The organism is Caulobacter sp. GW821-FHT10F06 (assembly GCF_058809215.1).
The window spans coordinates 391,480-414,451 of sequence record NZ_JBXASK010000003.1; the positions used below are offsets into that span (position 1 = coordinate 391,480).

General features: G+C 67.8%; 24 protein-coding genes and 2 tRNA genes. 8 read left to right on the forward strand and 18 right to left on the reverse strand.

Translation table 11 applies throughout. The annotated features are described in order from the left end of the window. Positions 1-51: 51 nt before the first annotated feature. The 3 genes from popZ to AC1RUS_RS08205 all read right to left on the reverse strand — a co-directional run bounded on the left by popZ (position 52) and on the right by AC1RUS_RS08205 (position 2,892). A complete protein-coding gene (popZ, locus tag AC1RUS_RS08195) occupies positions 52-588 on the reverse strand; it encodes a pole-organizing protein PopZ (RefSeq protein ID WP_492914857.1) in 537 nt (178 codons plus the stop codon). 129 nt (positions 589-717) lie between these two features. Beyond that, positions 718-2,157: a TolC family outer membrane protein gene (locus AC1RUS_RS08200; RefSeq protein ID WP_492914859.1), complete on the reverse strand. Its 1,440-nt coding sequence runs from the start codon at positions 2,155-2,157 to the stop codon at positions 718-720. A 162-nt stretch (positions 2,158-2,319) separates the two neighbouring features. Next, on the reverse strand, positions 2,320-2,892 hold the full coding sequence (locus AC1RUS_RS08205) for a protein-L-isoaspartate O-methyltransferase family protein (protein ID WP_492914861.1): 573 nt from the start codon (positions 2,890-2,892) through the stop codon (positions 2,320-2,322). A 348-nt stretch (positions 2,893-3,240) separates the two neighbouring features. Here AC1RUS_RS08205 and AC1RUS_RS08210 point away from each other — a divergent pair. The 3 genes from AC1RUS_RS08210 (at position 3,241) to AC1RUS_RS08220 (ending at position 4,143) form a co-directional block, all read left to right on the forward strand. Continuing rightward, positions 3,241-3,315 (forward strand) — tRNA-Asn (locus AC1RUS_RS08210). Positions 3,316-3,458: 143 nt separating this feature from the next. Continuing rightward, positions 3,459-3,533, forward strand: a tRNA-Asn gene (locus AC1RUS_RS08215). A gap of 199 nt (positions 3,534-3,732) precedes the next feature. Further along, a complete protein-coding gene (locus tag AC1RUS_RS08220) occupies positions 3,733-4,143 on the forward strand; it encodes a hypothetical protein (protein ID WP_492914863.1) in 411 nt (136 codons plus the stop codon). A gap of 3 nt (positions 4,144-4,146) precedes the next feature. Here AC1RUS_RS08220 and AC1RUS_RS08225 read toward each other — a convergent pair whose 3' ends face one another. The 3 genes from AC1RUS_RS08225 to AC1RUS_RS08235 form a co-directional block, all read right to left on the reverse strand. Continuing rightward, the gene (locus tag AC1RUS_RS08225; protein ID WP_492914864.1) at positions 4,147-4,584 is read right to left on the reverse strand and encodes a VOC family protein; all 438 of its coding nucleotides are present in this window, start codon (positions 4,582-4,584) and stop codon (positions 4,147-4,149) included. A gap of 63 nt (positions 4,585-4,647) precedes the next feature. Further along, the gene (locus AC1RUS_RS08230; protein ID WP_492915296.1) at positions 4,648-6,576 is read right to left on the reverse strand and encodes an ABCB family ABC transporter ATP-binding protein/permease; all 1,929 of its coding nucleotides are present in this window, start codon (positions 6,574-6,576) and stop codon (positions 4,648-4,650) included. Further along, positions 6,504-7,352: a hypothetical protein gene (locus AC1RUS_RS08235; RefSeq protein ID WP_492914866.1), complete on the reverse strand. Its 849-nt coding sequence runs from the start codon at positions 7,350-7,352 to the stop codon at positions 6,504-6,506. Before AC1RUS_RS08235 ends, AC1RUS_RS08230 begins: the two co-directional genes overlap by 73 nt. A 93-nt stretch (positions 7,353-7,445) precedes the next feature. On the opposite strand from AC1RUS_RS08235, the gene AC1RUS_RS08240 reads away from it, so the two are divergent. Next, on the forward strand, positions 7,446-8,054 hold the full coding sequence (locus tag AC1RUS_RS08240) for an LOG family protein (RefSeq protein WP_492914867.1): 609 nt from the start codon (positions 7,446-7,448) through the stop codon (positions 8,052-8,054). Positions 8,055-8,123: 69 nt separating this feature from the next. Continuing rightward, the gene (locus AC1RUS_RS08245) at positions 8,124-8,423 is read left to right on the forward strand and encodes a DUF8200 family protein (protein WP_492914869.1); all 300 of its coding nucleotides are present in this window, start codon (positions 8,124-8,126) and stop codon (positions 8,421-8,423) included. A gap of 43 nt (positions 8,424-8,466) precedes the next feature. On the opposite strand, the gene AC1RUS_RS08250 is transcribed toward AC1RUS_RS08245, so the two are convergent. The 6 genes from AC1RUS_RS08250 to AC1RUS_RS08275 form a co-directional block, all read right to left on the reverse strand. After that, the gene (locus AC1RUS_RS08250) at positions 8,467-8,610 is read right to left on the reverse strand and encodes a hypothetical protein (protein ID WP_492915298.1); all 144 of its coding nucleotides are present in this window, start codon (positions 8,608-8,610) and stop codon (positions 8,467-8,469) included. Between the two features lie 205 nt (positions 8,611-8,815). Next, positions 8,816-9,190, reverse strand: a complete 375-nt coding sequence (locus AC1RUS_RS08255) for a hypothetical protein (RefSeq protein WP_492914871.1) — start codon at positions 9,188-9,190, stop codon at positions 8,816-8,818. 164 nt (positions 9,191-9,354) lie between these two features. After that, positions 9,355-10,500 (reverse strand): acyl-CoA dehydrogenase family protein, encoded by a 1,146-nt coding sequence (locus AC1RUS_RS08260; RefSeq protein ID WP_492914874.1) that lies wholly within the window; start codon positions 10,498-10,500, stop codon positions 9,355-9,357. Positions 10,501-10,627: 127 nt separating this feature from the next. Further along, a complete protein-coding gene (locus AC1RUS_RS08265; protein WP_492914876.1) occupies positions 10,628-11,842 on the reverse strand; it encodes an acyl-CoA dehydrogenase family protein in 1,215 nt (404 codons plus the stop codon). Positions 11,843-11,990: 148 nt separating this feature from the next. Continuing rightward, positions 11,991-12,872: a nicotinate-nucleotide--dimethylbenzimidazole phosphoribosyltransferase gene (locus AC1RUS_RS08270; RefSeq protein ID WP_492914878.1), complete on the reverse strand. Its 882-nt coding sequence runs from the start codon at positions 12,870-12,872 to the stop codon at positions 11,991-11,993. Positions 12,873-12,910: 38 nt separating this feature from the next. Further along, positions 12,911-13,246, reverse strand: coding sequence for a hypothetical protein (locus AC1RUS_RS08275; protein ID WP_492914880.1), 336 nt, complete (start codon positions 13,244-13,246; stop codon positions 12,911-12,913). Positions 13,247-13,330: 84 nt separating this feature from the next. On the opposite strand from AC1RUS_RS08275, the gene AC1RUS_RS08280 reads away from it, so the two are divergent. Next, complete coding sequence (locus AC1RUS_RS08280; protein ID WP_492914882.1) at positions 13,331-13,546, forward strand: DUF1289 domain-containing protein; 216 nt, start codon at positions 13,331-13,333, stop codon at positions 13,544-13,546. Positions 13,547-13,550: 4 nt separating this feature from the next. Here the strand turns inward: AC1RUS_RS08280 and AC1RUS_RS08285 are convergent, their stop codons facing one another. Next, positions 13,551-13,877, reverse strand: coding sequence for a hypothetical protein (locus AC1RUS_RS08285; protein WP_492914884.1), 327 nt, complete (start codon positions 13,875-13,877; stop codon positions 13,551-13,553). 256 nt (positions 13,878-14,133) lie between these two features. Between AC1RUS_RS08285 and AC1RUS_RS08290 the strand changes: the two genes are divergently transcribed. Further along, the gene (locus AC1RUS_RS08290) at positions 14,134-14,649 is read left to right on the forward strand and encodes a TIGR02281 family clan AA aspartic protease (protein WP_492914886.1); all 516 of its coding nucleotides are present in this window, start codon (positions 14,134-14,136) and stop codon (positions 14,647-14,649) included. A 2-nt stretch (positions 14,650-14,651) separates the two neighbouring features. Here the strand turns inward: AC1RUS_RS08290 and dusA are convergent, their stop codons facing one another. From dusA to AC1RUS_RS08310, 4 genes are all read right to left on the reverse strand, one after another. Beyond that, on the reverse strand, positions 14,652-15,665 hold the full coding sequence (gene dusA / locus AC1RUS_RS08295) for a tRNA dihydrouridine(20/20a) synthase DusA (RefSeq protein WP_492914888.1): 1,014 nt from the start codon (positions 15,663-15,665) through the stop codon (positions 14,652-14,654). 229 nt (positions 15,666-15,894) lie between these two features. Then, the gene (locus tag AC1RUS_RS08300; protein WP_492914889.1) at positions 15,895-16,995 is read right to left on the reverse strand and encodes an esterase-like activity of phytase family protein; all 1,101 of its coding nucleotides are present in this window, start codon (positions 16,993-16,995) and stop codon (positions 15,895-15,897) included. 2 nt (positions 16,996-16,997) lie between these two features. Then, positions 16,998-18,011, reverse strand: a complete 1,014-nt coding sequence (locus tag AC1RUS_RS08305) for a LacI family DNA-binding transcriptional regulator (protein WP_492914890.1) — start codon at positions 18,009-18,011, stop codon at positions 16,998-17,000. A gap of 129 nt (positions 18,012-18,140) precedes the next feature. Next, positions 18,141-20,516 carry a TonB-dependent receptor gene (locus AC1RUS_RS08310; protein WP_492914892.1) on the reverse strand — a complete coding sequence of 792 codons (2,376 nt, stop codon included), beginning with the start codon at positions 20,514-20,516 and terminating at the stop codon, positions 18,141-18,143. 284 nt (positions 20,517-20,800) lie between these two features. Here AC1RUS_RS08310 and AC1RUS_RS08315 point away from each other — a divergent pair, with 284 nt between their 5' ends. After that, positions 20,801-22,078, forward strand: coding sequence for a NupC/NupG family nucleoside CNT transporter (locus tag AC1RUS_RS08315; RefSeq protein WP_492914894.1), 1,278 nt, complete (start codon positions 20,801-20,803; stop codon positions 22,076-22,078). Here AC1RUS_RS08315 and AC1RUS_RS08320 read toward each other — a convergent pair. Further along, positions 22,062-22,907, reverse strand: a complete 846-nt coding sequence (locus tag AC1RUS_RS08320; protein WP_492914895.1) for a carbohydrate kinase family protein — start codon at positions 22,905-22,907, stop codon at positions 22,062-22,064. The two genes, AC1RUS_RS08315 and AC1RUS_RS08320, sit on opposite strands and share 17 nt — an antisense overlap. Between the last annotated feature and the right edge of the window lie 65 nt (positions 22,908-22,972).

Below are 22,972 nucleotides of genomic sequence, written 5' to 3' on the forward strand. Positions count from 1 at the left end.
TGGCCAGCACGGCTTGGGTCCCCCGTATGAAGCGGGGGATGACGCAGAGCTTTATACGCCGCGACCGCGGGCGATGCGGTGGACTTCTTCTTCCACCTTGGTCTCGACGATGCGCGGCAGGTTCTGGTCGAGCCACTCCTTGAGCAGCGGGCGCAGCAGCTCGCGCACGACGTCTTCCAGCGTGCGGGCGTCCTTGGGCATCAGCAGGGCCGAGCTCAGGCTGCCGAACGCGCTGGCGGCCAGGGTCGACGCATGATCACCGACCAGCTTGTCGGCCACGTCGTCGCGGTCGAAGACCGGCGGCGGCGGGACGTAGGGCGCGGGTTCCGGCTCGGGCGCGGGCGAATAGACGTCCAGGTCGCCGACGCTCTCGACGGGTTCCGGCTCGGGCTCGGGCTCCGGCGCGATCGGATCGGTCAGTTCGAGAACGTCGTCTTCCGGCGGCGCCTCATACGCCGGCTCGGGCGCGGGCGGCGGCGGCGCGGGTTCGGCCTCGGGCTCCGCCGGAGCGTCATCTTCGGAGATGATGCGCCGGATGGAGGCGAGGATCTCCTCCATCGTCGGTTCTTGAGAGCTCTGGTCGGACATGTGCGGGGCCGTCGAAAAGAGGTACGAATCCTAATGCGCCCCAGGGGGCGCTAGCCTTTGATGGTGCAGACCTTGCGCCGCTTAAGCAAGCGCAAGGATTCCACATGGGCCAAATGGACGCGGCTGAACCTACTTGGAGTTCGGCTTCGTCGACGGCGCGCCGATCTTGTCGACCAGTTGGATCACGGGCTCCCAGGGCACCCAGCCCAGGGCGTGATTGACGCGGTTGAACGACGTCTTGGCGTCGTACTTCTCGACCGACGGCGCCAGGGAGGTGATGTTCAGAGCGCCCATGGCCTGCAGGACGCCGGCGCTGGCGACATATTCGTCGCGACGGGCGCCGACCAGGGCCAGCTCGGCGGCGCGCAGCTCCTGCTGGGCGTTCAGCACGTCCAGGGTGGTGCGCAGGCCGACTTGCTGCTCCTGACGCACGCCTTCGAAGGCGATGCGGGTCGCGCGGACCTGTTCTTCGTTCGACACCAGGTTCGATCGCGAGGCCAGCAGGTTGGCCCAGGCGTTCGAGACCGACTGCAGGGCCGAGCGCTTGGCGACCTCGACCGCCATGTGGGCGGCGTTCTCGCGCTCGAGAGCGGCGCGGATCTGCGACGAGGTCAGGCCGCCGGTAAACAGCGGAACCGAAGCGGTCACCGCGCCGGACAGGGCCTGGTCGTAGTCCTTGAACTGGTCGCCGACGCCGGCGACTTCGCTGGCGCTGTAGCCCAGGGTCGCGCGGGCCGCGACGGTCGGGCGGCGCGAGGCGCGGGCCGAGGCCACGCGGGCGGCGGCGGCGGCTTCGTTGTAGCGCGCGGCCTGGACGGCCGGGTTGTTGTTCTCCGCGGCGTCGAAGGCCTGCTCCACCGTCGGCGGCAGCAGCGAGGCCATCGAGGGCTCGGGCGCGAGGTCGGTCGGGTTCTGGCCGATCACCGCCGCATAGCTGGCGCGGCTGATCGCCAGCTGAGCCTCGGCCGAGGTCAACAGGGCCTGGGCGGCGGCCAGACGGGCTTGCGACTGAGCCACGTCGGTGCGGGTGATCTCGCCCACGTCGAAGCGGGCGTTGGATTCCTCGAGCTGACGGTTCAGCACCGCGACGTTCTCTTGTGAGATGCGCAGGCGTTCCTGGTCGCGACGCACGTCCACATAGGCCTGGATGACGGCGATCAACACGTTCTGCTCGACGGTGCGCAGGTTCTCGCGGGCGGCGAACACGTCGCCTTCGGCTGCGGTCAGGTTCGCGCTGGCCTTGCCGCCGGTGTAGAGCGTCTGGCTGACACTGAGCGTCGCGCCGCTGCCGGCGGTGTCGATGTGGCGGCTGCTGCCGGAGGGATCGGTGCGGGTGCCGGTCACGTCGGCCGAGAGCGTGGCGGTGGGGCGGAACGCGGTCTTGGCCTGGACCACCGTCTCGTCGGTGGCGCGCTGCGACGCACGCTGCTGCTGGAGCGAGGGGTTGGTCTGGTAGGCCAGGGCGATGGCGTCGGTCAGCGTCTCGGCCTGGGCGGCGGAGGCGAAGCCGGCCATCAGGCTCAGGCTGCAAGCGGCGGCCAGCAAAGCGGCCCGGCGGCTATTCGACATCAAGTTCTTTATCCCCAAGACACGCGAAGCTGGCGCCCGCACTATATGAGCGCGTGTAGGGCCGACCGCCACTGGCCGCCAGTTAAGCTTTTTTCACGCACACGTTGCGCGCATGTTTCCAAAACGACAAACCGACCCGTCGGTGAAACCTTCGGGCCGGACCTAGAACGCGAACCCAGGCTCGGCCGTGAAGCCGGCCAGGACGGGCGGAGTGGAGTCGAACACCGCGCGACGGCCCACGCCGTCCTCGGCCTTCACATAGATCGTGGCGCGACCGACCGGCCCGCCGCGCTCGACGACGCCCAGGCGTCCGCCGACGGCCAGGGCCTTGGTCCAGGCGGCCGGAGCCGCGCCGACTGCGCCTTCGCAGATGATGACATCATAGCCCTCGCCCGTCGGCGCGCTCAGGTCGTCGCCGTCGAGACGCTCGACCGAAAGGCCCATCGCCTCCAGCACGGCCGCGGCGTAGGGCGCGGCGATGGCCAGGGCCTTCTCGCCCGCGCGGGGCTTGAGGAACTGCAGGAGCTTGCCCACGTCGCGCGGACGCAGCAGCCAGCGGCCCGGCGCGTATTCGATCTCGGTCTCGGCATAGGCCAGGTAGGCCTTGCCGGCCGGCACCACGGCCTCGCGCGCCACGACGCGCAGGGCGTCCTGAAGCGGCAGATCCGTCACGTCAGCGGTGCGAATCTGACTTTCCACCATGTTCAGCCGCGCGGCGGCGAAATCGGTGCTCATGGAATCCCTCGGCGGACTTGGACGTTCGAGAGCAGGCTTATAGGTCCGCCCCTCCCCTCAACGCAATGCGAACGGCGCGGAAGCGCGCCAAGGCCTCGGCTTTGTCCGCCTCGCGTGGCGCCGAAGCCAACCTTCGCAAGGAACACGGGCGGTTGCGACCTTTTGGCGCCTTCGGAAATTAAGGCCCAATTAACCATAAAGGCCCAATTTTAACGGGTCTTCTTTGAAGGCACCCACCATCACTGACTTCCACAGCCCGGTCACAAGCCGGGCTGTTTTTTTGTTCGAAGTTGCTTGCGTCGAGTCGTCGAGGCGGCTATCACCCGGCCTCTTCCTGAGGCGACCTGTTCCGCGGTAGCTCAGTGGTAGAGCAGCCGGCTGTTAACCGGCTGGTCGTAGGTTCGAATCCTACCCGCGGAGCCACTCGCTCCTTCGGATTTCCGAGGGAGCGTCGCCGGCGAAATTCTCCACAACCTTCCAATATTTAGTTCGCCTCGAAGCGTTCTCGCGCCTTGCATCGAGTCGTCGAGGCGGCTATCACCCCGCCTCTTCCTGAGGCGACCTGTTCCGCGGTAGCTCAGTGGTAGAGCAGCCGGCTGTTAACCGGCTGGTCGTAGGTTCGAATCCTACCCGCGGAGCCACCTCCGGACGGCCTAAGCTTGGCCTTCCTTCTCATAGTCTTGCCTTGTTTGGCGGCTCGCCGCCCGATGCTTGCCGCGCACGCACGGCCAAGCTTCCCCAATTTGAGGATTGTAGCCTGGGTGCGGCCTTACGCCGGGTTTCACCGGGTAGCGAACAGCGGTACGCGACCTTCTCCGACGCGTCCCTCGGGACTATGGCTTGAGCATGATCACCGCAGACGACCATTGGCCCGCGACCCTCCAGCGCGTGGTCGCCACCCTGGACTTCAAGGTGATCGACCCGCTGGCCATTCGACCGCAGATGACGGCCGAGATTCGCCAGGACATCCACTCCCTGCCCGCCCTGATCCAGACGGCCGTGAAGGCCACGCTCGAGATCGACAGCTGGATCGCCGCCGAGCGGACGGAGGCTCCCGTCGATCGCGAGGCGGTGTTGGCGCGCAAGAGTCTGGCCCGGGCCGTCGCCGCCGATCCCGCAGGCAGCATCCGTTCGCCGTTCACCGCCGGCTATGACGCGGCCTATCGGCTGCGTCTGGAGGAGCTGATGTGGAAGGCCATCGCCGATCACCCCCGCCGCCGGCTCGAAGAGCTGGCCGCCATGCGGAAATAGACCCTACCAGGCGCCGGTGTTGGGCATCGAGGCCCAAGGCTCGGCCGGCTCCAGGCTGCCGTCCTGCAGCAGCTCCACCGAGATGTTGTCCGGCGAGCGCACAAAGGCCATGTGGCCGTCGCGCGGCGGACGGTTGATGGTCACGCCCATGTCCATCAGGCGCTGGCAGGTCTCGTAGATGTCGTCGACCCGATAGGCCAGGTGACCGAAGTTGCGACCGCCCTGATAGTCCTCGGGATCCCAGTTGTAGGTCAGCTCGACCAGAGGCGCGCGGCGCTCCTTGGCCAGTTCGACGTCTTCCGGCGCGGCCAGGAACACCAAGGTGAAGCGGCCCTTATCGTTTTCCATCCGGTACATCTCGGTCAGGCCCAGGCCTTCGCAATAGAACCGCAGCGAGGCGTCCAGATCACGGACGCGGACCATGGTGTGCAGATAGCGCAAGGCGAGACTCCCAGACTGGATGGCCTGGATATAACGCCTCGATGCGACAGGACGAAAGCCCGGTCAGGCCGGCGCCTTGTCCCGGGTCTGCCGCCGCCACAGCGCCGCGTACTCGCCGCCCGCTTCCAGCAGGGCCGCGTGGGCGCCGCGCTCGACGATCCGGCCGCGTCGCAGCACCACGATCTCGTCGGCGTCGGCGATGGTCGACAGACGGTGGGCCACCACCAGCGTCGTCCGCCCCGCTCGGGCCTTGCGCAGGGTTTCCTGGATCGCCGCCTCGGTGCGGCTGTCCAGCGCACTGGTGGCCTCGTCGAGGATCAGCACGCGCGGCTGAGCCAGCAGGGCCCGGGCGATGCCGACCCGCTGGCGCTCGCCGCCCGATAGCTTCAGCCCGCGCTCGCCGACCTTGGTGGCCATGCCGTCCGGCAGGTTGCGGATGAACTCGCCCAGCTCGGCGGCTTCGGCGGCGGCCCAGACTTCGGCCTCGGTCGCGCCGGGACGCGCGAAGACGATGTTGCCCATCACGGTGTCGTTGAAGAGCGCCACGTCCTGCGGCACCAGCGCCACGGCGCGGCGCAGGGAGGCCTGGCGCAGGTCCTTCAGGTCGTGGCCATCCAACGTGACGCGGCCCGACTGCGGGTCGATCATCCGCAGCGCCAGCCGCACCAAGGTGGTCTTGCCCGCCCCGGACGGTCCGACGATGGCGACGGTGTTGCCGGGCGGGATCGAGAAGCTGACCTCCTTGAGACCCTCCGACCGCGCGCCGTGGGTGAAGGACACCGCATCGAACACCACGGCCCCGCCCCTCTGGTCGGCGCAGGGCGGCAGGTCGACAGCCCCCGGAGCGTCGGCCACGTCGGCGCTCTGCCGGCGCAGGTCGAGCATGGCCTCCATGTCGATGAAGGACTGGCGGATTTCGCGATAGGCGAAGCCGAGAATGTTCAGCGGGGCGTAGAGATTGATCAGGATCAGCACGGCGGCCGTGACGTCGCCCGGCCCCATGCGCCCGGCCGAGGCCTCGGTCCCGGCCAGCACCGCCATGACGCCCAGACCCAGACTCATCACCGCCGACTGAACGACATTGAGCACGGTCAGGGAGTTGGTCGCCTGGATCTGGGCGCGGCCATAGATGTCGAGCGCGCCTTGGTAGCCGCCGACCGCCCGCTCCTCGCCGCCGAACGACTTGACGGTCTCGTAGTTGATCAGCGCGTCGACGGCCCGGCCGGCGGCCTCGGCGTCGGCCTCGTTGAGGGCGCGGCGGTGACCGATGCGCCAGTCGGAGATGGCGAAGGTGATGTAGCCGTAGACGCCGACGGTCACGAGGGCGATGGCGGCGAAACGCCAGTCATAGGCCTTGGCCAGGACGACAGCGGCCATAACCAGCTCGATCGCCGTAGGGGCAAGGTTGAACACCAGGCTGCGCAACAGGAAGTCCATAGACCGCGCGCCGCGATCGATCACCCGCGACAGCGATCCGGTGCGCTTGGACTGGTGGAAGTCGATCGACAGCGACAGGGCGTGCGAGAAGGTTTCGACCGCCGCGCGGTTCTGGGCCGCCTGGGCGACGGGCGTAAAGACCGCGTCCCGGGCCTGGGGCGCCGCCGCCGAGATGAACCGCACCAGGGCCCAGCCGGCCGCCAGTCCCGCAAAGGCCCAGGTCACGGTCGCCGCCGCGCCCTGCCCGGCCGCCAGTCGGTTGACCGCCGCGCCCAGCAGCAGCGGCGCCAGCACGCCCAGGGCCTTGCCGACCAGGGTGAAGCCTAGCGCAAGTGCGACCCGCCAACGCAGGCCGGGCGCGTCGGAGCGCAGCACCAGCCGGAAAAGGTCGCCCATCGCGCTCCAGAAGCGCACCCGCACCGTCGGCGCGGCGATCGCGCCGGACACCGCCTCGCGCGACGAGGGCGAAGAGCCGAAACCCCTCATCGGCTCGCGGACAGGATGAGGAAGGTGGTCTGAAGGCCGCCGCCGGGCGTCATCCAGTCGGCGCGCCAGGCGCTGTCCAGCCTCTGAGTGCGCACCGGACCGTCGACCAGCCGCGCGGCGGGCGAGGTCTCGATGGTGATCCGCTGCTCGCCGCCCTCGCCGCTGACCTGGATGTCGTGCGCGCCGGGGCCCAGGGGTTCGCTGAGCGACAGGAAGAAGCGCCCGTCGTCGGCCGCCTGGCCCACGGCGCGCGGCGTGCGGTCCACACGGACGCCCAGGCCCGCGCCTGGCGCGGCCATGCCCGAGATCACCGCGCCGCCTTCGGGATCGACGTCGACGGCCAGGATGTGGGGCGAGCTCGACCCAGGAGCCAGCCGCCAGGCGCCCGCCCCCGCCCGCAACAGCGCCACCGCACCCTCCGGCGTAATCATCACATAGCCCTCGGCCTGGACGGTGCGTCCCTCGCGGGTCATCGACAGGCCATACAGCCGAACGCCCTGGCCCAGCGGCACCGTCAGGCTCCACTTGCCGCCCGAGTCGGCTTGGCCCACCACCGTCTCGCCGGTGGGCGCGCCAAGGCGAATGCTGGCGCCGGGGGCGCCGACGCCGGTCAGCAGCAGGCCAGCCGGCACGCGTGAGGCCTGCTCGACGCGCGGCGGCGCGACATAGCCCGCCTCGGCCGCGTCGGCCTGGGTCGAGGCCGCGGTCGGCTGCTTGCCGGGCCGCCATTCGTCCTTGTGGGCGTCGCCGCAGCCCGTCAGCACGGCGCTCGTCCCCATCAAGGCCGCCGCGAGGACGCCCCGGGCGAGCAGCGACTTGAAAGGGGCGGTGCGAATCCTGATCATGCGGCGCTCATGTCGGCGCGACGAACCGCGCCGGGCTTTACATAGGTGGCGCGCCGCCAAGGCGCGCCTTTTCTTTTGCTGGAGTGAACGACGATGTCCGATGAGTCTAGCCGCCTGGACTCCGTCTGCGTCTATTGCGGCTCCTCCAACGACGCCGATCCCGCCTTCATCCAGGCCGCCGGCGAGATCGGCGCCAGCTTCGCCAAGGCGGGGCTGAAGCTGATCTATGGCGGCGGCGGCGTGGGCCTGATGGGCGCGACGGCCCGGGGCGCGCATGGCGCCGGCGGTCGAGTGCTGGGCATCATCCCCAAGTTCCTGACCGGCCGCGAGCAGCCCTTCGACGACGTCGAGACCATCGTCGTCGACAACATGCACGAGCGGAAGATGATGATGTTCGAGAAGGCCGACGCCTTCGTCGTGCTGCCCGGCGGCATCGGCACGTTGGAAGAGATCATTGAGCTCTTGTCCTGGCGTCGCTTGGACCTGCACCAGAAGCCGATCGTCTTCCACAATCCGCGCGGCTTCTGGGACCCGCTGTTCGCCTTGCTCAAGCACACCATCGACGAGGGCCTGACCCCTCCGGCCCTGGCCGAAACCTGGCGCTCGGTCGAGAAAGCTGAGGATGTGACGCCAATGCTCTTGTCATGGGACGCGGAATTCTATCAAAGCGGCCCTCAAACGAGCGTTCGCCTATTGACTTAGTTTCCAAACGCAACGCACTTTCCCAGTTGGTCGGCCTCCCCGTCGACCAAGGGGATAAAGGAAACAGTCATGCGTATTTTCGTGACCGCGCTCGTCGCGGCCTCCGCCCTGTCGACTGGCGCGTTCGCCGCCGAAGGCGCGGTTCTGAAGCTCAAGGCTCCGGCCAAGGTTCCCAGCCTGATCCAGGATGGCGCGGCCTGGCGCTGCAACGGCGATGTCTGCGCCGCGCCGCAGGTGAAGTCCCTGCCGATCGGCCGGGCCTGCCGCAAGGTCGCCGCCGAACTCGGCGCAGTCGTCTCGTTCAACTATCGCGGCGAAGCCCTGGACGACGCCGGCATCACCGACTGCAACACGGCCGCCAAGCCGTAAGACGCAAAGGGCGATCCGCTTGGCGCGGATCGCCCTCTTTACGCTACTTCCGGTTCGAGGGCCTGGAAGACGACTTGGGCGTCTTCGGCGTCGAACCCGACTTGGATCCCACCAGCATCCCGCCGATCAAGGCGAAGGACAGCATGGCGTGGTTCATCTTCGATACGTTCATGGCGGCGTCTCCCAGACAGGCCGTTGGACCAGGAGACGCGCGCGGCTTACAGGGGCTCCCACCCTCCTAGTCGTCAGCGCGTCGAGGCCAAGCATGCGCCGAACAGACCGGGTCGCAAGCATTTTTATTCCGCATACAGACTATATCAGCGCACGGAACATGCCGATTTCGCGCCGATCGGTCGACCGACGTTTTGATCCGCACACGGTCGTTATTAGCCCTAGTGGAGCGTGACCTGCTCGCCCTGGGCCTCAAAGATCTCGATGGCGTTCTCGACGTCGCACAGCACGCCTGCGGCGGCGCGCAGGATGGCCGGGTTCACCCGCTCGATGTCGCAGCCGATGGTCTCGGCGGCCAGCTCCGGCACGTCGGCGCACAGCCGTACCTGGCCCGCAATCCGTTGCAGCACAACGCCTCCCTGCAGGTCAGGGTCGTTGGCGACCACGCCCACCACCAGGGCCAGAGCGGCCTCGAGCTGCGACGCCGTCAGCTTGGCGGCGCGGATCTGATCGATCAGCAGGCGCGCATTGGCTTCCACCAGGGCGACCGCTTCGTCGGTCATGATCCGCTCGTCGCCGCTGTTCTCGCCGGTCATCCGCTTGCCTCCTTCGGTGTGGTCGAAGGGTTGAACGACTGTCCCGGTCGGGCTTGGGCGGTGAATCTGGGATGGGGCGAAGAAAAAGCCGCCCGCGTCGGCGTGACGCAGGCGGCTCCTTCATTTCAGGGCCGATGTTCCGTGGGCGTCGCCGCCCTCAGACCTCAGGCGGCGGCGTCGAACGCCAGGGATTCGTAGCGCTTGAGGTGGTGATCGACCGAGCCGAACAGGCCTTCGATCAGCGAGGCGCGCTTGAAATAGTGGCCGATGGCCAGCTCGTCTGTCATGCCCATGCCGCCGTGGATCTGGATGGCGTTCTGGCCCACGAACTTGCAGGCCCGGCCGATCTGGACCTTCATCGACGAGACGGCCTTGGCGCGCGTGGCGTCGTCCTCGTCGATCTTGATGGTGGCCATGTAGGTCATCGACACGGCCTGCTCGACATTGATGAACATGTCGACCATCCGGTGTTGCAGCACCTGGAAGTTGGCGATGGCGGTGCCGAACTGCTTGCGCTGGCGGGCATAGTCCAGCGTGCCTTCGTGCAGCTTGCGCAGCACGCCGACGGCTTCGGCGCCGACGGCGGCCGTGGCCTCGTCGATGATCTTGTCGACCAGCGGCAGGCCCTCGCCCTCGCCGCCGATCAGGGCGTCGGCCGGGATCGAGACGTTCTCAAAATAGACTTCCGAGGCGCGACCGCCGTCGACCGTGGGATAGTCGCGGGTGACGACGCCCGGCAGGCTCTTGTCGATCAGGAACACCGACACGCCGCCGGCGTCGCGCTGGGCGCCGCCGGTGCGGGCCGTGACGATCAGGTGGCTGGCGAACGGCGCGCCGACCACCACGGCCTTGTGGCCGTTCAGGACATAGCCGGAGCCTTCCTTCTTGGCGGTCGTCTTCAGGTCACGCCAGGTGTAGCGGCCCTGAGGCTCGGCATAGGCGAAGGCGATGGTGGTGGTCCCGCCGACGATGCCCTCGATGACCGAGGCGGCGTGGGCGTAGCCCGAGTGCTTCATGAAGCCGCCGCCGATCACGACCGTGCCCAGATAGGGCTCGATGACCAGGGCTTTGCCGAACTCTTCCATGATGATCATGTTGTCGATGGCGCCGCCGCCCAGGCCGCCCAGCTCCTCGCTGAACGGCGCGCCCAAGATGCCAAGCTCCTCGGCGAAGGTCTTCCAGTAGTCGGCGCGCCAGCCGGCGTCGGAAGCGACGATCTTGCGGCGGGTCTCGAAGTCGTACTTGTCCTGCAGGAAGCTCGCGACCGTGTCGCGGACCATCGACTGCTCTTCGGTGAAGTTGAAATCCATCCCAGGGTTTCCGTTCTTTTTGTTCTGTCATCCCGGCCGTAGCGTAGCGGAGAGCCGGGACCTTCAAGGTCTGTGAATTGGCGGTCCCGGGTCGCGCCGTTGGCGCGCCCGGGATGACAAGTGTGGGCTAGAGCCCCAGCACCATCTTGGCGATGATGTTGCGCTGGATCTCGTTGGAACCGCCGTAGATCGACGTCTTGCGGACGTTGAAATAGGTCGGAGCCGCGCGGTGGCTGAAGTCCGGGCCGATCGGATGGGCGTTGTCGCCGTCGGTCGGGAAGCCGCGGAAATACGGCGCGCCGTAGTGGCCGGCCGCTTCCAGGACCAGCTCGGTGATCCGCTGCTGGATCTCTGTACCCTTGATCTTCAGGACGCTGGACTCCGGACCGGGCCCCTTGCCGGCCGCCTCGCCCGCCAGGGTGCGCAGCTCGGTGAACTCCAGGGCGGTCAGGTCGATCTCCAGTTCGGCGATCTTGCGCTTGAACTGCGGGTCCTTGATCAGGGTCTCGCCGTCATCCGACAGCTCGGTCGATGCGATGGCGCGGATGCGCTCGATGCCGCGCTTGGAGCGGGCGACGCCGGCGATGCCGGAGCGCTCGTGGGCCAGCAGGAACTTGGCGCAGGTCCAGCCCTTGTTCTCGTCGAAGATGCGGTTCTCGACCGGCACCTTGACGTTCTCGAGCCAGACCTCGTTGACCTCGTGCTCGCCGCCCAGGGTGATGATCGGACGCACGGTGACGCCCGGCGACCTCATGTCGATCAGCAGGAACGAGATGCCTTCCTGGATCTTGGCGGTCGGATCGGTGCGGACCAGGCAGAAGATCCAGTCGGCGTGCTGAGCCAGGGTGGTCCAGGTCTTCTGGCCGTTGACCAGGTAGTATTCCTTGCCGTCGTCGCCGGTGAAGCGCTCGGCCTTGGTCTTCAGCGAGGCCAGGTCCGAGCCCGCGCCCGGCTCGGAATAGCCCTGGCACCACCAGATGTCGCCCGACAGGGTCTGCGGCAGGAACCGCTCCTTCTGTTCGGGCGTGGCGAAGGTGTAGATCACCGGCCCGACCATGTTGATGCCGAAGGGCAGGATCGGCACGCAGTCGGCGCGGGCGGTCTCTTCCGACCAGATGTAGCGCTGAACCGAGGTCCAGCCGGGGCCGCCGAACTTCTCGGGCCAGGCCGGGGCGACCCAGCCCTTTTTCGCCAGGGTGCGGTGCCAGGAGAGGAAGTCCTCCTTGGCCATTTCCTCGCCCTCTTCCTGCTTTTCACGCAGGCCAGCCGGATAGTTCTCGGCGATGAAGGCGCGGACTTCGTCGCGGAAGGCGACGTCCTCGGGCGAGAAGTCGAGATTCATGGCGGGCTCCCGGTTCCGGCCTCTTTGACTGAGGGCCGATTTGTTGTGTCGGGCGCCACGATAGATGTCGAACGAGCGTTTGGAAAGATGACGTTAGCGTCAACGGAAGCGAATATGATCCGCGTTCAGTTAGCGCGTCTTTCGACGCCTACCGCGCCTCGCAGGCCAGCTTGACGAGGGCGAGAGCGCTGGCGCCGCCCACCCCTTCCTCGACGGCGATATCGAGCGCCAGAAGCGGCCGCTTGTCGAGAGCCGCCAACAGGCGCGCATGGCCCTTCGAAGCGCCGACATGGGCGGCCAGGCAATGGGCGACGAGGTCGGGATCGATCTTCATCAACACGGCGGCGGCGGCGCAGGCGGCGTAGCCGTCCAGCAGCACCGGGATCTTTTGCACGCGCGCGGCCAGGATCGCGCCGGCCACGGCGGCCGTCTCGCGTCCGCCCAGTTGGCGAAGGACCTCCAGCGGATCGGAAAGATCGCCCTCCTCCCGGGCCCGCGTCACGGCGGCGACCACGAGATCGGGTGCGTCGGTCCAGTCGCCGGCCTCGCCGCCGAACAGAGCCAGGGCGATCGACGAGGCGATCATGTCGGTCTCGGCGGCGATGACGCCGGGGACCAGCAGGTCGGGCTGCTTGGCCAGGGCCTCCATGCCGAAGGCCATGGTGGCGGCGCATTCCTTCTCGCTCATCGCCGGCTTGTCGACGGCGTTGGGCGTCGGGCGATCAACGGCTAGATCAAAGGCTTCCAGGCCCGCGCCTTGAACGCCAGCCAGCCGGCAGACGGTCGCGCCGCCCGAAGCCACGGCCTCCAGCCTGTCGCGCGCATAGCCCCGCGGCCCCACGCCCTGACGCGCGCCCGCATAGAGCGCCACGACCGGACGGTTCACCGCCGGCGGCGTCTTGCCGGTCCAGGTGGTGAGCCAGGCCGAGATCTCGGCGAGACGGTTGGCCTGGTCGAGCACAGGCGTCGGGCCGGCCGACGGAAGGCCGTAGGCCAGGGCGCGGATGTCGTCGAAGGGAGAAGCGGTCATGGGCGCGGACTTAAAGAGGCCCGCGCCCAATTGCTAGATCAGCTGGCCAGATAGGTCTTGCAGGCGTCGGCGCGCTCGGCGACCAGCGAGGCCTTGCGGGCCTCGTCCTTGGTCTTGCCCTGGCGCAGGGCCTCGGCGCGCAGCGACACGCCGCGATCGGTGATCGAGCTCTCGCGACCGCGCGCCTGGCTCTTCAGCACGGTGACCAGCGCCGTGGCGTCGACCGCGCCCAGGGCTTCGGACTGGGCCAGGCCCACGCAGCGGCTGGCCCGCAGATATTGCGCGTCGGTCCAGCGAGGCTCGGCGGCGAACGCCGGCGCAACGCTGGCGGAAAGGGCGGCGGCGGCGATGGTCGAAAGGATGATCTTGCGCATGACGGGAGCTCTCCAGGTTTGAGACATGGCTTCGCCGGGCCGCCGAGACTTGCGTCCCGGCGGTCGAACGAAGAGATTGAAACGATGAATTCCGACGCCAGACCGCCCCGACCGATCGTCACGCCTTGCGTGAAGGTCTGCGCCGTGGACGGCGTCACTGGTTACTGCCTTGGCTGTCGCCGCACCCTTCCGGAGATCGCCGGCTGGGCGAAGCTGAGCGACCAGGAGAGAGCCGACATCATGGCCGCCCTCCCCGGTCGCCCCGATCCGATGGCCAGCCTGATGGCCGGCCGGACCTGACGGCCTACTTGCCCGCGGCCAGCCACTCGCCGCACGCCGACTGACGCTCGGCCAGCAGCTTTTCCTTCTTGGCGCCGTCGGCCTTGTCGCCCTGGGCTTGGCCTTCGGCGATCTTGCGGCCGGCCGAAGCGCGGACCGGCTGGTCGCGTCCGTCACCTTCGGCGCGCAGGACCGCGTCGATGCCGGCGGTGTCCAGTTTTCCGAGACCTTCCGAAGCCGCCAGACCCCGGCAGCGCGCGGCTTGCAGGAACTGGCTGTCCGACAGCGGAGCCGCTTGCGCGACGCCCGCCAGCGCCGTGGCGGCCACGGCGGCGATGATGATCGTCTTCATGTGCGTTGTTCCCTCGATAAGCAACTTTCTGTGCGCGAGAGATACTGCCGCCTAAAACAGACCTGAAGTTAATTCGAGGACATCAATTTCATTACACAAGTTTAATCACAGTCTTTTCCGAACGCCCACCGTCACGATTATGTAATCATTAACTATGCGCAATAAATCAACGCTCCGATTCACGCCTTGCAAACGCCTGCCGCGCTAAGGTGGCGCTCAACGGCCGTAGAAACGGTCACAAAGCCTACAAGGCAGGATGTCTTCGATGTTCAAGTTCGCGATGATCGCGATGGTGGGCGCGCTCTCGGCGGTGGGAGCCGCCAAGGCCGTGGTTTCCCTGGACGATCTGCGTCATCCGGAGCTGCGCGCCCCGACCGCCGCCAGCGCCACGCTGGGCGGATCGGAAGGCGCGGCCCAGATCACCAAGGACGCCGACGGCCACTTCTGGGCCGAGGCGGCCGTGGACGGCAAGGCCGTGAAGTTCCTGGTCGACACCGGCGCCACCGCCGTCTCGCTGAGCATGGCCGACGCCCAGCGCCTGGGCATCGACACCGGCAAGCTGAACTACGACTACAGCGTCATCACCGCTGACGGGCGCACCCGCGCCGCGTCGGTCAAGCTGGCCAGCGTCGCCATCGCCGGCGCCCGCGTCCGCGACGTCGACGCCCTGGTCATCGAAAAGGGCCTGGAGACCTCGCTCCTGGGCATGAGCTATCTGGGCCGGCTGTCGCGCTTCGAGGCCACGCCCCAGGCGCTGATCCTGCACCCGTAGGATCAGACGCTCTCGGCGACCTTCGCCTCGCGAGCCGCCAGCGCCTCGCGCACCGCGTCAAGCGCGCGCTCGACGACATCGAGACCGGCTCCAGACTTCACGCCCTCGACGGTCAGGATCCGCCGCCAGGCGCGCGCGCCCGGCAGGCCATGGAACAGGCCCAGCATGTGCCGGCTCATGGCCGCCAGATGCACGCCCGCCGCCAGCTTCTCGGCGATATAGGGCTTGAAGCGCTCGACCGCCTCGAACTCCGACACGTCCGGCCCCGACGCCCCGAACACCCGCCGGTCCACCGCCCCCAGCAGCCCCGGCTCGTGATAGGCCGAGCGGCCCAGCATTACGCCGTCGACGTGCTGGAGATGGGTTTCGACGGCGTCGAGATCGGTGACGCCACCGTTGATGACGATGGTCAGGTCGGGCCGATCGCGCTTGAGCCGATAGACCAGGTCGTAGTCCAGCGGCGGAATGTCCCGGTTCTCCTTGGGCGACAGACCCTTCAGCCAGGCCTTGCGGGCGTGGACGACGAAACTATCGATCCCCGCGGCCGCGCTGGCGTCGACGAGGGTGAACAGGCTTTCCTCGGGGTCTTGGTCGTCGACGCCGATCCGGCACTTCACCGTGGCGGGAACCGAGACCGCATCCTGGATCGCGGCCATGCACTCGGCGACCAGCTGCGGCTCGCGCATCAGGCAGGCCCCGAACCGGCCGCTCTGCACCCGGTCCGACGGACAGCCAACGTTCAGGTTGATCTCGTCATAGCCGAAGTCCTCGCCGATCTTCGCCGCCAGCGCCAACTCGGCCGGATCCGACCCGCCCAGTTGCAGCGCCACCGGATGCTGATCGGCGTCGAAGCCCAGCAGCTTCTCGCAATCACCGTTCACCACGGCCCCGCTGGTCACCATCTCCGAATACAGCAGCGCCCGGCCCGACAGCACCCGATGCAACGAGCGGCAATGCCGGTCGCTCCAATCCATCATCGGCGCGACGGAAAATCTATGCGGTTGAAATTGCTTCATGTTCCGACAGTTTTTCGACACGTCGAAACGTGCTCGACTTCGTCCTTCGTATGCTGCTCTACGACGCCTCTGGCCATCCTACGACGGCGCGCTGAACACAAGGCGCACACGCCAAAAACTTCCGTCCGGCAATCGGCGCGCCCTGATACGCCAAAATGGCCGACGCGTCTCCAGCACGTTGATCCCGCGCAAGGCGGCGCGGAAACTGCCCCTAGCCAAGACGGACCGTCTAAAGTCCCGCCACAGCCAGCACCAGCAGCGCGCCGGGGCTGTCGGGATCGAAATTGTCGTCGGCCATCAGGACCAGGGTCCGCCGCCTGTCCTTCAGCGAAGGCCCCCAGGTCATGGCTTCCAGATTGCCGGCGTCGATCTGTTCGAGCTTGGCGAAATTGACCAGCAGTCGTTTGGCCAGCGGCCGGACCGGCGCGCCCGAGAGGCTCTCGCGGCCGGCGACATCCTGCCCACGGCGGGTGTCGACCAGGTAGAGCCGGCAGTGGAAGGCGAAGTGGCCCTTGCGGATCTCGACGCCGGACCGCTCCAGCACCAGCAGGCGGTGATCGTCCACAGCCAGGATCTCGCTCACGCCATTGTCGGCGCGCAGGCCGGCGCCGGGCGCGACCTGGATCGGATCCAGGCGATAGGCGAACTGGGCTCGCATCGCGCCCCGGCGGTCCAGACGGGTGATGCGGATCAGGCCGCCGGCCGTCGCCGAACTGACCGGCCCGTCCTGGATCAACGGCGCCTCCATCGACATCCACAGCGATCGGCCGTCTGGCGAGAAGCTCAGCCCCTCGAGGGTCAGGTTGGCCCTCGCGCCGGACCGGCCTTCCGGATCGAACGCCAGACCGGCCGGCAAGGCGAGCCGGCTCAGAGGCGCGCCGTCGGCGCCGGCGCGACGCACCGCCGGATCGAAGCCGCGGGTCGGATCGCCCTCGCTGGCCCAGACGACCTCGCCGTTGAGGGGATCCAGCCGCAGGGCCTCGGCGTCGGCGCGCTCGCCGTCACGGCCGTCGGTTGGTGGAAACGGCTCGCCGGTCTCGCGACGCAGGATAACGCGGCGCGTCAGGGCGAAGGCCGACACGCCCCGGACGTCATAGGTCAGGCGCCCCGCATAGAACCGCGCCGGGGCCTTGTCGGACCGGTCGTCCGAGATCATCAGCCATTCGCCGGTCCTCGGATCGTAGTCGACGCCCGACACCCCGCCGAACGGCGCGCCGTCGATCGCCAGGGTCTTGGGGACGTCATAAGCGCCGATCAGGCTGATCCGGAGCGCGGCCTGTGCGGCGCCGGCCAGGGCCAGCCACAGCCATAGGACCGCGACGGCGCGCATGTTCAACCCAGGCGACGCACGGAGTCGCGCGCGATCAGTTCGACATTGAACATCACCCGGCGACGAGGCTCGGTCTTGTTGGCCATGCGCCGCACCAGGGTCTCTACGGCGGCGGCGGCCATGTCCTCGACCGGCATGTCGATCGTGGTCAGGGCCGGGCTGTTCAACTCGGCCCAGGGGATGTCGTCGAAGCCGATCACCGAGACGTCGCCCGGCACCGACAGACCCATCGACTGGATGTGTCGGATGGCGCCGATGGCGATCAGGTCGGCGCCCGCGATCACAGCCGTGGCGGCGCGCCCCTCCAGCGCCGCCGTCACCTGCGGTTCGAGATCGAGCGCGAAGGCGTTGTGGACGTGCCAGGTCAGGTTGGCGCGCTCTTGCACCACGGCGATCGCCGCTTCCGCCCGTTGCCGGGCGCTGGACGCCGCGTGCGGACCCGAGATCACCCCGATGTTCACGTGGCCAGCCTCGATCAGGTGTTCGGCCGCCAGCCGGCCGCCGTCAGCGTAGTCGGCCTGGATCACGTCATAGCCCGGCAGATTGCGGTCCAGCACCACGGTCGGCGTATTGCCGATCATCTTGCCCACCGTGTCGGTGTCGGCGATCGGGAACCAGACCACACCGTCGACGCCATGGTCGATCAGCAGGCTGACCGAGCGCTGCTCGGCCTCGGGCGAGCCTTCGGTGTCGGTCAGGAAGACGCTGTAGCCATAGCTGCGCGCCGCCTGGATCACGCCCTGGGCCAGGCTGGGGAAGAAGGGGTTGGTCAGGTCGGGCAGGATCAGGCCGATGGCGCCGGTGCGGCCGGTCTTCATCGCCTTGGCGCTCTGGTTGGGGCGATAGCCCAGCTGGGCGGCGACCTTGAGTATGTGCTCGCGGGTCGCCTCGCCCACCGATCCGGCGCCGTTGATCGCATAGGACGCGCTGGCCAGGGACACGCCCGCCGCCTTGGCGACCTCTTTCAAGGTGGCGCGGCGGCCCGTGTCGTTCTGCGGCGGATCGTTCTTGGCCATGCGTCGGTCCCGTTTGCCGTTCAGCACGTGAAACCTTTCAGCTCGCGCGTCAAGAAAGCGGGGCGGACCTTGCGGCCCGCCCCTGCGAAAGCCCCGGAATGAGGGTCACGAGGCCATCGCATCCGAGCGTCAGAAACGGGCCCGCACCGAAACGGTGTAGGTGCGCGGCGCGCCGACGAAGTAGCGGTCAAGGGTGCGGGCGTTGGGCGTCGCGGCGGTGTAGCCGAACTCCGGCTGGGTGGCCGTCGAGCCGCTGACCGCGCCGATATATTCTTCGTCGAACAGGTTATCGACGTTGAACTGCAGCCGCAGATCCGGAACGCCCTCGCGCTTGACGTCATAGGTCGCCGTCAGCCCCACCAGGGTGTAGCCGTCGATCATCTCGACCCCGAGCTCCTGGAAGGTGACCGGCGCGATGATGTGACCGCCGACGCGATCGCCGACATAGCGGGCGTTGGCCTCCAGCTTCAGGCCCGAAAAGGGCTTCCAGCCAACCTGGCCGAAGAACGAGTCCTTGGGGATGTCGCGCACGCCGGCGCCGCCGATCACGCCCACCGAGGCCAGGGCCTTGCGCGCCGCACTGCCGACAGCCGGGTTGTCGTGCTTGGCGTCCTGGTGCGAATAGGAGCCGTAGAGATCGACCGCGCCGAAGTCGTAATAGCCGGTGAGCTCGACGCCCTTGGTCTTGATGCCGGCGATGTTGGCGGCCTTGGTCGCCACATTGCCGCGCACCACTTCCTGCGGATCGAGAGCGGCGGTCGAGTCGCGCGGCACGATGCCGACATTGTTCTTCAGCTCGACGTCATAGGCCTGGATCGAGAAGGCCAGGTTCGGCTTCACATAGCGCAGACCCAGGTCGACGTTCTCGGTCGAGACCGGCGTCAGGTCGTTGGGATTGATCACCGCCGTGGAGCCGAGGAAGGCGTCCTCCGGGATGCCGGCGAAGTTCTTGGCGTAGCCGCCGAACGCCTCCAGCGCGTCGGCCAGCTTGAAGGTCGCGCCCAGCTTGGGATTGACGTCCGAGTGCTGTGAGAACTTGACGTTGGCCTTGTATTCCAGCGGCGATTTGGCGTCGTATTTGACGTCGTACCAGGTGACGCCCAGGTCGATCTTCAGCCGCTCGTCCAGCAGCTTGATCTGGTCCTGCGCGTAAAGCATCACCGTCTCGACCGAGGCCGTGCGCTCGTATTCCACATAGTTCAGCTTGGAGCGGTCATAGGCGATGCTCGTGGCTGAATTGATGATCGGGTAGAAGTTGCGCTTCTCGGTGGAGTCACCGCCCTCGTACCAGGCGCCGGCCCGGAAGCTGTGGCCGGCGATCAGGTCGTCGGCCTTGATCTCGCTGGTCACGCCATAGCGCTCGCGATCGCGCGGGGTCACCCGCATGTCAGCCGGACCGCCGACCACGTTGCTGTTGCGCAGGGTCGTGAGGGTCGGGCGCACCGCGCCGCCATTGGCGTTGTAGCTGGTCACCGCGCGCGGATCGCCGCCGGTCAGGATGCGCTGGCGGTCCTGGTAACGGAAGGATTCGCCCTTCAGCGTCTGGTAGTATGGATTGACGCTCAGCATGACCCTGTCGCTCAGCTTGAAGCGGCCGTTGACATAGGCCAGCCAATCCTTGCGCGTGCCGCCCAGGGCGCCGCCGAAATCGATGTCCTTGGCCGGAATGCCGGTGATGGCGTCCAGCGCCCGATCGCTGCGCGGCGCGGCCTCGAACTCGCCCTTGGTGACGATGTTGAAGTCGTTGTCGGTCTGGTCGTTGTAGGAGACGCGGGCCTGGATCGACGAGCCGTCGTCGAACTCTTTCAGCGCCTTGAACTCGTAGTGATCGCGCTTGGAGTGGCGGCTGTCGCGGCCGGCCCAGATGTCGTTCTTCTGGGTGGAGTAGCTCAGATATCCCGAGAGGCCCGGCGCGATCTCGCCGCTGTCGACGCGAGCATAGAGGCCCGTGAAGTCGAACGAGCCGGCCCCGCCCTCGACGGTGACGCCGAAGTCCTTGCGCGGCGCGTCGGTGATGAAATCGATGAAGCCGCCCAGGGCGAAGCGCGACGGCGCGCCGATGTCGCCGGCGCTCTGCGAGACGACGATCTTGCCGACATTGTTGGACTCGATGAACCGCGCCGGCGGCGAGCCGCCGTTGAAGCGGGAGTCGCCGGTCGGCACGCCGTCCAGGGTCAGGCCGATCTGCTCGTCGCTGAGACCGCGCATATAGATCTCGAACGAGAAGCTGCCGCCGCGGGTGTCGCCGGTGGAGACCTGGATGCCGGGAACCTTGACCAGGGCCTGGGTGATCTCCGCGCCCAGGGGGCGCTGCTGGATGTCCTCGGCGCCCAGGGTGAAGGTGGCGCGGGTCAGGCCCGAGCCGAAGCGCTCGGCGGTGACCACCACTTCGTCGATGGTCTCGCTCGGCGCGGCGACCGGCTTGGCCGCTTCCTGGGCGATGGCCGGGCCGGTCGCCAGCACCGAACACAGCGCGCTCGAAACCAGCCAGATGGACGTCTTCATGCTCAAGCCCCCTTAGGCGACCCGCCTGCGCGGATGTCGATGTCATTTAGTGAAACGTTTCATATTCGAGTTCAATGACATTTTCATCACGATGGCGACGAGGCGCATCGGCGCCCGATTGCGCGGCAAACCCTGTCTTCTCAATAGCGACCGGGTAAGAACCCGCTTCAATATGTTTTCGTGCGCCTCCATCCTGCCGATGACACTATAGGCGGATTTGAAGCCCTTTCATTGAAACGTTTCACTCTATACACCCGCAAGATCGCTCGCCCGGACACCGTCTCATGATCGCCAGTGAAATCGCCCCAGGGGAAATCGCCCGCGGCCTGTGCGGCGTCGTCGCCTTCATCGGCATCGGCTGGCTGCTGTCTGAGAACAAGCGCGCCTTTCCGGTCAAGCCGGTGCTGGTCGGCCTGGCCTGCCAGATCGGCCTGGCGATCCTGCTGACCCGCGTACCGGCTATCACCGCCGCCTTCGCCGCCGCCACCCATGGCATGGACGCCTTGCAAGCCGCCTCGCGCGCTGGCTCCAGCTTCATGTTCGGCTATCTGGGCGGCGGCCGCGCGCCGTTCAGCGTCGCCGACCCCAGCGCCGCCTTCATCTTCGCCTTCCAGGCCCTGCCGGCCATCCTTTTGGTCGGAGCGCTCTCGGCCCTGCTCTGGCACTGGAAGATCCTGATCTGGATCGTGCGCGGCGCGGCCTGGGTGTTCGGCAAGCTGTTCGGCGTCAGCGGCCCGGTCGGCGTCTCGACCTCGGCCTGCGTATTCCTGGGCATGATCGAGGCCCCGCTGCTGGTCAAACCGTTCCTGCCCAAGCTGTCGCGCGGCGAGCTGTTCATCATCATGGTCGACGGCCTGTCGGTGATCGGCGGCTCCATGATGATCGTGCTGGGCGCGCTGATCTCGGCCAAGATGCCCAACGCCTTCAGCCACCTGCTGATCGCCTCGCTGATCAGCACGCCGATGGCGATCGGCATGGCGAGATTGATCATTCCCGGTGATGCGCCCTCCGAGGCGCATGAGCCGATCGTCCTGGCCAGCCCCTATCGCAGCAGCCTGGAAGCCCTGACCTTCGGCACGCTCGATGCGGTGAAGATGGTGCTGAACATCGCCGGCCTGCTGATCGTCTTCGTCGGGCTGATCGCCCTGATCAACATGGGCCTGGCCGCCCTTCCCCACACGGGCGCCCCCATCACGCTGGGCTTTCTCCTGGGCAAGCTGCTGACGCCGATCGTCTGGCTGACCGGAACGCCGCTCAGCGACCTGCAGACGGTCGGCGCGCTGCTGGGCACCAAGGTCGCCGCCAACGAGGTCGTGGCCTATAGCGACATGATGGCCCTGCCGGCCGGCGCGCTGCAGGCCAAGAGCCTACTGATCCTGACCTACGCTCTGGGCAGCTTCGGCAATGTCGGCAGCGTCGCCATCCTGATCGGCAGCCTCTCAGCCATGGCCCCGGAAAAGGTCGGCGAGGTCGTGGAACTGGGCTTCAAGGCTCTGGCGGCGGCCTTCCTGACCACCTGCCTGACCGCGACGATCATGGGCCTGCTCAGCGCCCTGCCCTAGCCGCGAGCAGGGCGTGCGCGGCGTCCAGGCCCGCTCGCGCCGCCGCGTCCGCAGCCCCGCCCCGCGCCAGGACGGCCAGCGCCGCGCCGGCGAAGGTGTCGCCCGCGCCGGTGGCGTCGTCGACCGCCACGGGCTGGACGGGATGATGGACGACGCCGCCCGAGCCTTCGACGAACACCCCTTCCGCGCCGCGCGTCTCGAACAGGATCTGGCCGGCGGAGGGCGCGCCCCGCCGCTCGCCTTCCAACCAGGCGCGCTCGCCGCCATTGCAGAAGATCACGTCAGCGCGCGCCGTCAGCCGCGCCACGAGGTCGGGCGGGAAGCAGGCCGGGTCGAACTTGGCGATCCAGGCCAAGCGCGTGGCGGGCGCGAGGTCGTCCAGCAAGGCCTGGGCGATCTCCGCCGGTCCGGCCGAGATCGCCAGCCATTCGGCGCGCGCCGCCAAGGCCCGCTGCGCCGGGCCCAGCACGGCTGGGCCCGGCCGCAGCAGGCAGCCATAGGTCCCGTCGGTGTTGTAGATCAGCAGACAACGGGTCGAGGGCGCGCCCTGGGCGACGGCGATCCCGTCCAGTGACAGGCCGCCTTCCAGGCAGACGCGTCGATAGCTCCAGCCATCGCCGTCGTCGCCGACCCAGGTCAAGGGCGCGGTCGGCACGCCGGCCTTGGCCAGGGCCAGGCCGGCATAGAGCGCCGCGCCGCCGGCGCGCGGCCAGGCGTCGTGAACGCCCTGGCGCATGGTCAGCGTGCCCTGACCGGTGAACACGCCCTGCGCCCTGACGACATAGTCCAGGGTCGCGAAGCCCGAGACCACCACCGATATCCGCGCCATGCCCGTCTCCGGCGACACCCCGCACCACTGCGGAGATGAAGATTGACTGAAACGTTTCACTTGCT

Bases quoted from the DNA above. Each gene is read 5' to 3' on its own strand.
- AC1RUS_RS08255 (WP_492914871.1), bottom strand. From the start codon at position 9,190: ATGACCGGCGAGAACAGCGGCGACGAGCGGATCATGACCGACGAAGCG.
- AC1RUS_RS08305 (WP_492914890.1), bottom strand. From the start codon at position 18,011: ATGGCCAAGAACGATCCGCCGCAGAACGACACGGGCCGCCGCGCCACC.
- AC1RUS_RS08280 (WP_492914882.1), top strand. From the start codon at position 13,331: ATGAATTCCGACGCCAGACCGCCCCGACCGATCGTCACGCCTTGCGTG.
- AC1RUS_RS08240 (WP_492914867.1), top strand. From the start codon at position 7,446: ATGTCCGATGAGTCTAGCCGCCTGGACTCCGTCTGCGTCTATTGCGGC.
- AC1RUS_RS08200 (WP_492914859.1), bottom strand. From the start codon at position 2,157: ATGTCGAATAGCCGCCGGGCCGCTTTGCTGGCCGCCGCTTGCAGCCTG.
- AC1RUS_RS08285 (WP_492914884.1), bottom strand. From the start codon at position 13,877: ATGAAGACGATCATCATCGCCGCCGTGGCCGCCACGGCGCTGGCGGGC.
- AC1RUS_RS08270 (WP_492914878.1), bottom strand. From the start codon at position 12,872: ATGACCGCTTCTCCCTTCGACGACATCCGCGCCCTGGCCTACGGCCTT.
- popZ (WP_492914857.1), bottom strand. From the start codon at position 588: ATGTCCGACCAGAGCTCTCAAGAACCGACGATGGAGGAGATCCTCGCC.
- AC1RUS_RS08310 (WP_492914892.1), bottom strand. From the start codon at position 20,516: ATGAAGACGTCCATCTGGCTGGTTTCGAGCGCGCTGTGTTCGGTGCTG.
- AC1RUS_RS08315 (WP_492914894.1), top strand. From the start codon at position 20,801: ATGATCGCCAGTGAAATCGCCCCAGGGGAAATCGCCCGCGGCCTGTGC.
- AC1RUS_RS08245 (WP_492914869.1), top strand. From the start codon at position 8,124: ATGCGTATTTTCGTGACCGCGCTCGTCGCGGCCTCCGCCCTGTCGACT.
- AC1RUS_RS08275 (WP_492914880.1), bottom strand. From the start codon at position 13,246: ATGCGCAAGATCATCCTTTCGACCATCGCCGCCGCCGCCCTTTCCGCC.
- AC1RUS_RS08205 (WP_492914861.1), bottom strand. From the start codon at position 2,892: ATGAGCACCGATTTCGCCGCCGCGCGGCTGAACATGGTGGAAAGTCAG.
- dusA (WP_492914888.1), bottom strand. From the start codon at position 15,665: ATGAAGCAATTTCAACCGCATAGATTTTCCGTCGCGCCGATGATGGAT.
- AC1RUS_RS08320 (WP_492914895.1), bottom strand. From the start codon at position 22,907: ATGGCGCGGATATCGGTGGTGGTCTCGGGCTTCGCGACCCTGGACTAT.
- AC1RUS_RS08290 (WP_492914886.1), top strand. From the start codon at position 14,134: ATGTCTTCGATGTTCAAGTTCGCGATGATCGCGATGGTGGGCGCGCTC.
- AC1RUS_RS08260 (WP_492914874.1), bottom strand. From the start codon at position 10,500: ATGGATTTCAACTTCACCGAAGAGCAGTCGATGGTCCGCGACACGGTC.
- AC1RUS_RS08235 (WP_492914866.1), bottom strand. From the start codon at position 7,352: ATGATCAGGATTCGCACCGCCCCTTTCAAGTCGCTGCTCGCCCGGGGC.
- AC1RUS_RS08300 (WP_492914889.1), bottom strand. From the start codon at position 16,995: ATGCGCGCCGTCGCGGTCCTATGGCTGTGGCTGGCCCTGGCCGGCGCC.
- AC1RUS_RS08265 (WP_492914876.1), bottom strand. From the start codon at position 11,842: ATGAATCTCGACTTCTCGCCCGAGGACGTCGCCTTCCGCGACGAAGTC.